12 protein-coding genes are annotated in these 10,416 nt (G+C 63.8%); 9 read left to right on the forward strand and 3 right to left on the reverse strand.

Features of this window, described 5'->3' with window-relative positions; all coding sequences use genetic code 11:
- From AC1DX0_RS24000 to AC1DX0_RS24010, 3 genes are all read left to right on the forward strand, one after another.
- Positions 1–337, forward strand: a 337-nt coding sequence (locus tag AC1DX0_RS24000; RefSeq protein WP_477357071.1) for a transporter associated domain-containing protein, incomplete at its 5' end; no start/stop codon positions are given.
- Positions 338–423: 86 nt separating this feature from the next.
- Positions 424–1,224, forward strand: a complete 801-nt coding sequence (locus tag AC1DX0_RS24005; RefSeq protein WP_477223314.1) for an alpha/beta hydrolase — start codon at positions 424–426, stop codon at positions 1,222–1,224.
- Positions 1,225–1,346: 122 nt separating this feature from the next.
- Positions 1,347–2,900, forward strand: coding sequence for an acetolactate synthase large subunit (locus AC1DX0_RS24010; RefSeq protein WP_477223315.1), 1,554 nt, complete (start codon positions 1,347–1,349; stop codon positions 2,898–2,900).
- Between the two features lie 25 nt (positions 2,901–2,925).
- Here AC1DX0_RS24010 and AC1DX0_RS24015 read toward each other — a convergent pair whose 3' ends face one another.
- A complete protein-coding gene (locus AC1DX0_RS24015; RefSeq protein WP_477223316.1) occupies positions 2,926–3,228 on the reverse strand; it encodes a BolA family protein in 303 nt (100 codons plus the stop codon).
- Between the two features lie 182 nt (positions 3,229–3,410).
- Between AC1DX0_RS24015 and AC1DX0_RS24020 the strand changes: the two genes are divergently transcribed.
- The 6 genes from AC1DX0_RS24020 (at position 3,411) to AC1DX0_RS24045 (ending at position 9,095) form a co-directional block, all read left to right on the forward strand.
- Positions 3,411–4,040 (forward strand): J domain-containing protein, encoded by a 630-nt coding sequence (locus AC1DX0_RS24020; RefSeq protein WP_477223317.1) that lies wholly within the window; start codon positions 3,411–3,413, stop codon positions 4,038–4,040.
- A 123-nt stretch (positions 4,041–4,163) separates the two neighbouring features.
- Positions 4,164–5,150 carry a cobaltochelatase subunit CobS gene (gene cobS / locus AC1DX0_RS24025; RefSeq protein ID WP_287271377.1) on the forward strand — a complete coding sequence of 329 codons (987 nt, stop codon included), beginning with the start codon at positions 4,164–4,166 and terminating at the stop codon, positions 5,148–5,150.
- 11 nt (positions 5,151–5,161) lie between these two features.
- Positions 5,162–7,060, forward strand: coding sequence for a cobaltochelatase subunit CobT (gene cobT / locus AC1DX0_RS24030; RefSeq protein ID WP_477223318.1), 1,899 nt, complete (start codon positions 5,162–5,164; stop codon positions 7,058–7,060).
- Positions 7,057–8,076 (forward strand): esterase-like activity of phytase family protein, encoded by a 1,020-nt coding sequence (locus tag AC1DX0_RS24035; RefSeq protein WP_477223319.1) that lies wholly within the window; start codon positions 7,057–7,059, stop codon positions 8,074–8,076. The genes cobT and AC1DX0_RS24035 overlap by 4 nt, the downstream gene beginning before the upstream one ends.
- A gap of 114 nt (positions 8,077–8,190) precedes the next feature.
- Positions 8,191–8,613, forward strand: coding sequence for an ArsR/SmtB family transcription factor (locus tag AC1DX0_RS24040; protein ID WP_477223320.1), 423 nt, complete (start codon positions 8,191–8,193; stop codon positions 8,611–8,613).
- Positions 8,610–9,095 carry an SRPBCC family protein gene (locus tag AC1DX0_RS24045; RefSeq protein ID WP_477223321.1) on the forward strand — a complete coding sequence of 162 codons (486 nt, stop codon included), beginning with the start codon at positions 8,610–8,612 and terminating at the stop codon, positions 9,093–9,095. The genes AC1DX0_RS24040 and AC1DX0_RS24045 overlap by 4 nt, the downstream gene beginning before the upstream one ends.
- A 23-nt stretch (positions 9,096–9,118) precedes the next feature.
- Here AC1DX0_RS24045 and AC1DX0_RS24050 read toward each other — a convergent pair whose 3' ends face one another.
- Both AC1DX0_RS24050 and AC1DX0_RS24055 read right to left on the reverse strand, forming a co-directional pair.
- On the reverse strand, positions 9,119–9,799 hold the full coding sequence (locus AC1DX0_RS24050) for a spermidine synthase (protein ID WP_477223322.1): 681 nt from the start codon (positions 9,797–9,799) through the stop codon (positions 9,119–9,121).
- A 3-nt stretch (positions 9,800–9,802) separates the two neighbouring features.
- The coding region (locus tag AC1DX0_RS24055; RefSeq protein WP_477357073.1) for a queuosine precursor transporter at positions 9,803–10,416 on the reverse strand (614 nt) is incomplete at its 5' end.

A 10,416-nucleotide genomic window follows, 5' to 3' on the forward strand; every position in this document is an offset into this window, starting at 1 on the left:
GTATGGCGAGGTCGAAGGGCTGGTGACGCTGGAGGACATCATCGAGGAGATCGTCGGCGAAATCGCCGATGAGCATGATGTCGATATACAGGGCGTCAAGCAGGAGGCCGACGGCTCCGTCGTCGTCGACGGCAATGTGCCGATCCGCGACCTGAACCGGGCGCTCGACTGGAACCTGCCGGATGAGGAAGCGACCACCATTGCCGGCCTCGTCATCCACGAGGCCCAGTCGATCCCCGATGAGAAGCAGGCTTTCACCTTCCACGGCAAGCGCTTCATCGTCATGAAGCGCGACAAGAACCGGATCGCCCGGTTGAGGATCAGGCCGGTCACGTGACATCACTGTAGGCTACGTTACCAATCCTTCATTGGAACTTCGTGGCGTCCCGGTGCATTTTGCGCCGGGCAGCCAGGAGAAAAATGATGATCGATCGGCGAACCCTGCTTCTGGCTTCGATGGCGGCTCTTCTGCCGGCGAAGACTTTTGCGCGCCAATCGTCGCCATCTCCCAAAACCTTCGACTACGGCCCGGCCAAGCTCGATATCTACGCGCCTGATGGCGCGAAAAACCTACCCGTGGTGTTTTTCGTCCATGGCGGGGCCTGGGAGTTTGGCAAGCGCAGCCAGGTGGGCGCCAAGCCGGCTTTCCTGCTCGCCAACGGCTTCTGTTTCGTTTCGATCGATTACCGCATGCTGCCGGAGGCCGATGTCGCCACCCAAGCCGGTGACGTCGAAAAGGCCTATGCCTATGTCAGGGCCAACATCGCCGGGCATGGCGGCGACCCCAAGCGCATTGTCGGCATGGGCCATTCGGCCGGTTGCCACCTGATCGCGCTGACTGGCATGCGTGGCGGATTGCCTGGTGTCGCCGGGCTGCTGCTCGACGATACCAGGGCCTATGACCTGGCGGCGCTTGAGAAGAATGGCGGCATGGTCCGGGCCTATGCCCGGGTCTTTTCCGATCCCTCGCAATGGGCGGCACTTTCGCCGGCCAGCTATGTCGGCGGCCGCAAGCATCCGCCGACTTTCATCGCCTATTCCGGGGCTTCTGGCCGTGGCGAGGATTCGAAGGCCTTTGCAGAACGTCTGCGGGCCACTGGCACGAAGGTCACGCTGTTCGACGGCAGCGCCTACACGCATATGTCGATCAACCGTGATTTCGGCGAAGATGGTGATGCGCTGACGGCGGTTGCGCTGACATTCCTGAAATCGACGGTCGGCTGATCCCTGCCGATTTCCGCCCGCCACCCATCCCTGTCACTGGATCATGCCAAAAGCGGCGGCGGGATATTGCCGTTCGGACATCCGTGGGCGAATTTGCTCTTCATGAGAGGGAGAAAAACTGCATGAATGGCGCCGATGTCCTGTGCGACGTGCTGCTGGCCAATGATGTGACGGTCTGCTTCGCCAATCCCGGCACGTCCGAAATGCATTTCGTCGCCGCGCTCGACCGCAAGCCTGAGATGCGTTGCGTGCTCGGCCTGTTCGAGGGCGTGGTGACGGGCGCGGCCGATGGCTATGCGCGCATGACCGACCGTCCCGCCGCGACGCTGCTGCACACCGGTCCGGGCCTCGCCAATGGGCTGGCCAATATGCACAATGCCCGGCGTGCGTTCAGCCCGATGATCAACATCGTCGGCGACCATGCCTCCTACCATCTGTCGCTCGATGCGCCGCTCACCAGCGATATCGAAGGCCTGGCGGCGCCGATGTCCAACTGGGTGCGCCGTATTTCGGGGCCAGCCGATGTCCAGCCGGCCACGGAGGCGGCGTTTCGCGCCTCGCTGACGCCGCCCGGCGTCACGACGCTGATCCTGCCGGCGGATGCTGCCTGGGGCGGCGCCAACCCGGCCACACCGGGCAAGGTCGTTCTCGCATCGCCGCCGGCCGTCGACAGGGATGTCGTACGCGAGACCGCCGCTGCGATCCGTGCGGCTCCGGGCCGTGTCGGCATGATCGTTCGCGGCCGAGCCGCGAGAGCCGATGCGCTCGAGATCGCCGGCCAGATCTCGACGGCCTGCGATGTCCGCCTGTTCAGCGAGGTTCTGATCGCCCGCATGCAGCGCGGTCGCGGCCGCGTCGCACCGACACGCATTCCCTATCCAATCGATGCGGCGACGGCGCTGCTGCGGGATATCGACGTTCTGGTGCTGGTCGGCGGCAAGGAGCCGGTCGCCTTCTTCGCCTATCCGGGAAAACCGGGTCGGCTGGTTCGCGACGACTGCCAGGTGCTGACGCTCGCCGCCCATGGTCAGGATTTGCATGCGGCGCTGGAGACGCTTCGTGATGAGCTTGGCGTCAAGCCGTCGCAGCATGCGGTGTTCGCGACCGCTTTCCCGGACGAGGCTGCGCCGAGCGGCAGGCTGACGGACGACGCGATCGCACTGTCGGTGGCGCGCAAGCTGCCGGACAATGCGATCGTCTGCGACGAAGCGGTCACCTCGGCTAGGCGCTTCTTTGCCTTGTCGGCCTTTGCCGCGCCGCACGATTACATGATGGGCACGGGCGGATCGATCGGCGGCGGCATTCCGATGGCAAACGGGGCGGCGATCGCCTGTCCCGACCGCAAGGTGATCAATCTGGAGGCCGATGGCAGCGGTATGTACACCGTGCAGGGCCTGTGGACGCAGGCGCGGGAAAATCTCGACGTGGTCACGATCGTCTTTGCCAACCGCACCTACGCGATCCTGCATGGCGAGATGCGCAATGTCGGTGTCAATGCGATCGGCGAGAACGCCAGGCGCATGCTCGACCTCGACCATCCCGCGCTGGACTGGGTGTCGCTGGCCAAGGGCATGGGCGTGGAAGCAGCGCGCGCCGACACGTGCGAGCGGTTCGACGCGTTGCTGGACAGAGCCTTGTCGCGGCGTGGGCCGTTCCTCATCGAAGCGGTGATCTGAACGCCCCGCGAAAGGCCGAACGGACCTACCAGCGGGTCTTTTCGCCGGGAGCCGCGGGTTCGATCGCGAGCGCGTGCACGCCGGCCTTCAGTTCGTCGGCGAGCAATTCGTTGACGGCGCGGTGGCGGTCGATGCGGCTCATGCCGACAAAGCTGGACGAGACAACGCGGACGCGAAAATGCGTTTCGCCGGTACCGTCATAGGCGCCGTGATGGTCTGAGCCGTGATGATGGTGGCCGGCGTGGAGATGGCTTTCGTTGATGATGACCAGCCGCTCCGGCGAAAATGCCTTGTTGAGCTTGTCTTCCATGGTCGCCTGTATGGACATCGCCGTCTCCCTTCACCACATATGGCTGGCGCACCAGCGTGAAAACCGGAAACCGGTTTCACAAGGGGGCCGCTGTTTCGCAACTAAATTCGCCATTCGCCTGCTTTAAGCCGCGATTCAGCGGTTAGGGCGATGATCGCGAAAATGTCAATTCTTGTTTCGCATCTGCGAACGCCCCATAAATGGGTGAGATGAAGCCGTATCCCAAATATTTCGAGAAGATTCGCGTCCGCCCCGACAAGGACGCGGAGCTGAAGTCGCACTCGCCGATTTGCCAGTGGGACGGCTGCAAGGAAGCGGGCACCCATCGCGCGCCGGTCGGGCGGATGAAGGAGGGCGAGTATTTCCGTTTCTGCTTCGACCATGTGCGCGAGTACAACAAGGGCTTCAACTATTTCTCCGGCGTTCCGGACACCGAGGTCGCGCGCTTCCAGAAGGAAGCGATGACCGGCCACCGGCCGACCTGGAAGATGGGCGTCAACGGCGCCTCGACGCGTTCGTCGCCCGATATTGCCCAGCATCGATCAGGCCGCGCTGGCTACTACAACCGCATGCGCGACCCGTTCGACCTGTTCAAGGGGCCGAAGGATCCGCGCGAGGCGCGCGAGCGCAAGGCGAAGCCGCTTGAGGCCAAGGCGCTGGAAACGCTTGGCCTTGATACAAAGGCGACTGGCAAGGATATCAAGGCGCGCTATAAGGAACTGGTGAAACGTCACCATCCGGATGCGAATGGTGGCGATAGAGGTTCGGAAGACCGGTTCCGCGATGTGCTGCAGGCCTATCGCGTGCTCAAACAGGCTGGCTTGTGCTGAGCGACCATACGGTTCGTGTCGTTTTCCAACTTTCATAAGGTTGGAAAAGGCTCTAAGACCGCCCCCGGACAAAATCGATTGCCGGCGAAACGGGACGTTTCGCCCGTGGAGACGTTGAGAGATATGAACAAGGTCGATCGCGACATCGCCAACCTGCCCGACACGACCGTGTCGGTGAAGGATAAATTCGGCTTCGAGTCCAAGATGGTGGTGCCGGCCTATTCGGTAACATCAGAACATGTGCCGGACATCGATCCGGACTATCTGTTCGACAAGGCGACGACCTTGGCGATCCTAGCCGGCTTTGCCTACAACCGCCGCGTCATGGTGTCGGGCTATCACGGCACCGGCAAATCGACCCATATCGAACAGGTCGCCGCCCGCCTCAACTGGCCCTGCGTGCGCGTCAACCTCGACAGCCATGTCAGCCGTATCGATCTCGTCGGCAAGGACGCGATCGTCGTCAAGGACGGCTTGCAGATCACCGAATTCCGCGACGGCATCCTGCCCTGGGCCTATCAGCACAATGTCGCGCTCTGCTTCGACGAGTACGATGCCGGCCGCCCGGACGTGATGTTCGTTATCCAGCGCGTGCTGGAATCGTCGGGCCGGCTGACGTTGCTCGACCAGAGCCGGGTCATCCGTCCGCATCCGGCGTTCCGCCTGTTCTCGACCGCCAACACGGTTGGCCTCGGCGACACGACCGGCCTCTATCACGGCACGCAGCAGATCAACCAGGCGCAGATGGACCGCTGGTCGATCGTCACCACGCTGAACTATCTGCCGCACGACAATGAAGTCGCCATCGTGCTGGCCAAGGCCAAGCATTATCGCGACGGCAAGGGCAAGGACATCGTCAACAAGATGGTGCGCGTCGCCGACATGACGCGTTCGGCTTTCATCAATGGCGATCTGTCGACCGTGATGAGCCCGCGTACGGTGATCACCTGGGCCGAGAATGCCGAGATTTTCGGCAATATCGGCATGGCCTTCCGGCTGACCTTCCTCAACAAGTGCGATGAGCTCGAGCGCTCGGTGGTGGCCGAGTTCTACCAGCGCGCCTTCGGTGAGGATCTGCCCGAGAGCGCCGCCAACGTGGTGCTGGGGTAAGCAGAGCCTCGATGGCGGGTCCAGGCGACAACACGCGCAACAAGTCGAAGACGGGGTCTGAAGCCGACAGCTTCAAACGCGCCGTCACCGTCTGCATGCGCGCCATTGCCGGCGACAAGGAACTCGAAGTCGGCTTCGCCAAGGACCGACCAGCGCTTGCGGGCAACCGTGCGCGACTGCCCGAGTTGCCGAAGAAGGCGTCGAAGACCGATATCGCGATCACCCGTGGCCTCGGCGATTCCATGGCGCTGAAGCGCGCCTGCCACGATGTGCGCATCCACACCAAGCTGGCGCCGGAAGGCAAGGCGGCGCGAGCCATCTATGATGCGGTCGAGCAGGCCCGCGTCGAGGCGATCGGCAGCCGTGCGATGCAGGGCGTCGCCGACAATATCGGCTCGATGCTGGAGGACAAATACGCCAAGGCCAACCTCGTCGACGTCAAGGACAAGGCCGACGCGCCGATCGAGGAAGCGCTGGCGCTGATGGTGCGCGAGAAGCTGACCGGCCGGCCGATCCCGAAGAGCGGCGAGCGGCTGGTCGAACTCTGGCGCCCCTGGGTCGAGGAAAAGGCCAAGGCCGACCTCGACGGCTTGTCGGCCAAGCTCGGCGACCAGCAGGCGTTTGCCCGGGTCGTGCGCGAGATGCTCGCCTCCATGGAGATGGCCGAGGAACTCGGCGACGACCAGGAGACCGAAGACTCCGAGGACAATGACGACAACCAGCCGCAAGGCGAAGAGCAAAGCGAGGAGGGCGGCGAAGAGGATTCCGGCTCCGAGCAGTCTCAGTCCGAGGATGCCGAGGCGTCGGCCGATGATGAGCAGTCGTCGGAAACCGAAGCCTCCGACGCCACAGCCGACGATCTGTCCGACGATGACGACGCGGATGCGGAGACGCCCGGCGAGGCTAGGCGCAACGACAATCCCTTCACCAATCTGCCGAAGGAAATCGACTACAAGGTCTACACCACCGCTTTCGACGAGACGGTTGGCGCCGAGGAGCTTTGCGAAGAAGAAGAGCTCGACCGGCTGCGCGCCTTCCTCGACAAGCAGCTGGCCAATCTGTCCGGCGTCGTCGGGCGGCTGGCCAACCGGCTGCAGCGCCGGCTGATGGCGCAGCAGAACCGCTCCTGGGATTTCGACCTGGAAGAGGGCTACCTCGACCCGGCGCGGCTGGTGCGTGTCGTCATCGACCCAATGCAGCCGCTGTCCTTCAAGCAGGAACGCGATACCAAATTCCGCGACACGGTGGTGACGCTGGTGCTCGACAATTCGGGCTCTATGCGCGGCCGGCCGATCACGGTCGCCGCCACCTGCGCCGACATATTGGCGCGCACGCTGGAGCGCTGCGGCGTCTCGGTCGAGATCCTCGGCTTCACCACGCGGGCGTGGAAGGGCGGCCAGGCGCGCGAGAAGTGGCTGAAGGACGGCAAGCCGCCGAACCCCGGCCGGCTCAATGATCTGCGCCACATCATCTACAAATCCGCCGATCATCCGTGGCGGCGGGCACGGCGCAATCTCGGCCTGATGATGCGCGAAGGCCTGCTCAAGGAAAACATCGACGGCGAGGCGCTGCTGTGGGCGCACAACCGGCTGATCGCCCGGCCCGAACAGCGCAAGATCCTGATGATGATCTCGGATGGCGCGCCGGTCGACGATTCGACGCTGTCGGTCAATCCAGGCAACTACCTCGAGCGCCATCTGCGCGCCGTCATCGAACTGATCGAGACGCGCTCGCCGGTGGAATTGCTGGCCATCGGTATCGGTCATGACGTCACGCGCTATTATCGCCGCGCCGTCACCATCGTCGACGCCGAGGAACTGGCCGGCGCCATGACCGAGCAACTGGCTTCGCTGTTTGCCGAGGAGAGCGCGAAGGATACGCGTCGCGGCGGCATGCGGCGCGCCGGATGATCTTTTCGCGCGGCGGGTTTCGGCAGACGCTTTTCGCCGCCATCGCCCTGCTCGCCGGCGTCGCTTCGGCGCCAGCTGGCTCAGCCTCGGTCGAGCCGATCGAAGTCTCGGCCCGTCCGATCACCGAATTCCATATTGGCCGCACCGACAAGCAGTTCGGCCCGCTCGAATTCGTCGGCGGGCTGGAAATGACCTCGCCATCACGCGATTTCGGCGCGCTGTCGGCCTTTCGGTTTCTGAAAGCGGGCAGCGATTTCATCGGCGTGGCCGACACCGGCTACTGGTTCTTCGGCACGCTGGCTCGCGACGCCGACAAGCGGCCTATCGGCATCCAGAATTTTAGCATGCAGCAGATGGTCGACCAGAGCGGCCAGCCGATCGACGAGAAATGGGAAGTCGATGCCGAAGGCCTCGCGGTCAAGGATGGCATCGCCACCGTCGGTTTCGAGCGCAACCATCGCGTCGCCCAGTTCAAGATCGACCCTAATGATATGAAGGCGCCATACCGGCAACTGGATTTCCTGGTGCCGGCGCGGGAGCTGCGCCAGAACCGCGGCTTCGAGACTGTTACCCACGCCAATGTCAACGGCCAGCACGAGGGTGGTCTGGTCGTGGTCTCGGAAAAGAGCCTCGACAAGGCTGGCAATATCTATGCCGCCATCATCGAAGGGCCGCACAAGGGCGTCTTCACCGTCAAGCGCAATGGCGATTTCGACATCACCGATGGCGCCTTCCTGCCGGATGGCGACCTTTTGCTGCTGGAGCGCAGCTTTTCGATGGCGGGCGGCCTCAAGATGCGGCTGCGGCGCATTTATGGCGAGAGTGTCGAGAAGGGCGCGGTCGCCGACGGGCCGGTGCTGCTGGACGCCGACATGGGCTACCAGATCGACAATATGGAAGGTCTCGACGTCTGGACCCGTGACGACGGCGCGCTGATGGTGTCGCTGATCTCCGACGACAACCATTCGATCCTGCAGCGCAACCTCTATCTGGAATTTATCCTGCACCAGGATTGAGCGGGGCTCCAACCGCGAACCTTACGGCTGGTTCGATGTGATCGGACGCCTTCGTCACTCGATCTACGCTGATCAAAACACTTTAGTGCAGACTTGACTATTGATGCGATCGGCATGATACTCAAGTCCATGCTTAACTATTCCGAGATCGACAGCATCCTTCGCGCTCTTGTCGAGCCGACCCGTCGCCAGATCCTGGAACGGTTGAGCCGCGGACCGGCCACCGTCAGCCAGCTGGCGGAGCCGTTCGGCATGACGTTTGCCGCCGTGCTGCAGCATCTGCAGGCGCTGGAAGCTTGCGGACTGATCCGCAGCGAAAAGATCGGGCGGGTGCGCACCTGCCGGATCGAACCGGGCGGGCTCGCCCCGCTCGCCGACTGGATTGCGGAGCGCCGCATACCGGCGGAACGCCACCTCGACCGGCTTGGCCAGATCCTGGCCGAGACGATCCCATCCCCAACAGACCCATCCCCAACAGGCCCATCCCCAAAAGGCCAATCCCCCAAGAAGAATCAGGAAAAGGACGAACAGCAATGAACCAGATCGCGCCCGTGAAGGACGAGCACTCCGTCATCCACTCCACATTCACCATCGAGCGGACCTATCCGCAATCGCCGGCCAAAGTCTTCCATGCCTTCGCCGACAAGGCGACGGTGCGGCGCTGGCGGGTCGACGGCGACGGTTTCACCATCGCCGAATTCAGCTTCGATTTTCGAGTCGGCGGCGGCGAGGTGTCGCGCTTCAGCTATGGCGGCGGCCCGGAGGTCAGGCTCGACGCCCAGTTCCAGGACATCGTTCCCGACCAGCGCATCGTGTTTTCCTACCGGATGGCCATCGGGCCGCAGCCCATGTCGGCATCGCTGACCACGGTTGAACTGACGCCCTCGGGTGACGGCACGCGGCTGACCTATACCGAGCAGGGCGCGTTCTTCGATGGTGTCGATTCCGCCAAGGGACGGGAGGAGGGGACGCGCGGGCTGCTCGAGGCTCTTGGCGCGGAACTCCAAAAGTCGAACTAGAACGAAACCGCCACCGGCTTCGGTCAGGACCGTGAGCCGTTGGTGGCGATCCAGATGACATGGCGCGCGCCACGCTTGCCGTTGGCGCGCGTGTTGACCTCCTCGACCGCGAAGCCCACCTGCTTCAGCCGCCTGACAAAGCCGCTGTCCGGCCCCTGCGACCACACCGCCAGCACGCCGCCCGGCTTGAGGGCGGTGCGGGTGGCGACCAGGCCTGCCACGCTGTAGAGGGCGTCATTGCCCTTGTGGACGATGCCTTCGGGGCCATTGTCGACGTCGAGCAGGATGGCGTCCCAGGTTGCGGGCTCGGATCGTATCAATTGCCCGACATCGGTCTCCTCTATGGTGACGCGGGGATCATCGAGGCAACCGCCAAACACCTCGGCCATCGGGCCCCGTGCCCAGGCGACGACCGCCGGCACCAGCTCGGCGACAACGATTGCGGCATCGTTGCCCAACTCGGCGAGAGCAGCGCGCAGCGTGAAACCCATGCCAAGGCCGCCGATCAGGATCTTCGGCCGCCGATGGTCCGCAATCTTCTGGCAGGACAGTTCGGCCAGCGCCTGCTCGGAGCCGCTGAGGCGGCTGTTCATCAGCTCGTTGGTGCCGAGCATGATCGAGAATTCGCTGCCGCGCCGCTTGAGGCGAAGTTCTTGGGCGCCATCCCCGGTCTTCGCCGAATCGAGCTGGACCCAGGGGATCATGGTCTAGGCAGCAACCGCCGGCTGGCTCCAACGAGTGGCGAGCAGCCGGTAGGGGATGAGCGCGACCACGGCGATGATCAGCTTCACGCTGAGGTCGCCGAGCGCCCAGGAGACCCAGCGCATGGCGTCGACATGGAACACACCCATCAGCGGCGCCGTCTCGAGCGCAAAGCCGTCGTTCGGGCCGGCAAAAGCGAAAGCGGCCGAGAAAGCGACGGTGAAGAAGACCATGGTGTCGAACACCGACCCGACCAGTGTGCCGACGATGGGTGCGCGCCACCAGCTCTGTTGGCGCAGCCGGTTGAACACGGTGACGTCGAGCAACTGCGCGGACAGGAACGCGGCGCCCGAAGCTGCGGCGATGCGCACCAGCCGGTCGGCGGCGGTCTCGAATTCGATCAGGCCATGGCGGAACAGGAAGGGCGGAACGAGGATCGAGCAGACCACCGCCGTCATGAAGCCGACAAAGACGATCCTGCGCGCCACGGCAGGCCCGTAGCGGCGGTTGGCGAGGTCGGTGACCAGGAAGGAAAACGGATAGGTGAAAGCGCCCCAGGTGAGCAGGTCGGCCAGCGACAGGCTGCCGATCTGGCCCTGCATCGGGAACTGCACGAGGA

It is taken from the genome of Mesorhizobium sp. P3_A9 (assembly GCF_056402975.1).

What these genes read in the sequence shown, in the direction of transcription:
- AC1DX0_RS24045 (WP_477223321.1), top strand. Translation starts at nt 8,610, where the DNA reads ATGAACCAGATCGCGCCCGTGAAGGACGAGCACTCCGTCATCCACTCC.
- AC1DX0_RS24040 (WP_477223320.1), top strand. Translation starts at nt 8,191, where the DNA reads ATGATACTCAAGTCCATGCTTAACTATTCCGAGATCGACAGCATCCTT.
- AC1DX0_RS24015 (WP_477223316.1), bottom strand. Translation starts at nt 3,228, where the DNA reads ATGTCCATACAGGCGACCATGGAAGACAAGCTCAACAAGGCATTTTCG.
- AC1DX0_RS24035 (WP_477223319.1), top strand. Translation starts at nt 7,057, where the DNA reads ATGATCTTTTCGCGCGGCGGGTTTCGGCAGACGCTTTTCGCCGCCATC.
- cobS (WP_287271377.1), top strand. Translation starts at nt 4,164, where the DNA reads ATGAACAAGGTCGATCGCGACATCGCCAACCTGCCCGACACGACCGTG.
- AC1DX0_RS24050 (WP_477223322.1), bottom strand. Translation starts at nt 9,799, where the DNA reads ATGATCCCCTGGGTCCAGCTCGATTCGGCGAAGACCGGGGATGGCGCC.
- AC1DX0_RS24020 (WP_477223317.1), top strand. Translation starts at nt 3,411, where the DNA reads ATGGGTGAGATGAAGCCGTATCCCAAATATTTCGAGAAGATTCGCGTC.
- cobT (WP_477223318.1), top strand. Translation starts at nt 5,162, where the DNA reads ATGGCGGGTCCAGGCGACAACACGCGCAACAAGTCGAAGACGGGGTCT.
- AC1DX0_RS24005 (WP_477223314.1), top strand. Translation starts at nt 424, where the DNA reads ATGATCGATCGGCGAACCCTGCTTCTGGCTTCGATGGCGGCTCTTCTG.
- AC1DX0_RS24010 (WP_477223315.1), top strand. Translation starts at nt 1,347, where the DNA reads ATGAATGGCGCCGATGTCCTGTGCGACGTGCTGCTGGCCAATGATGTG.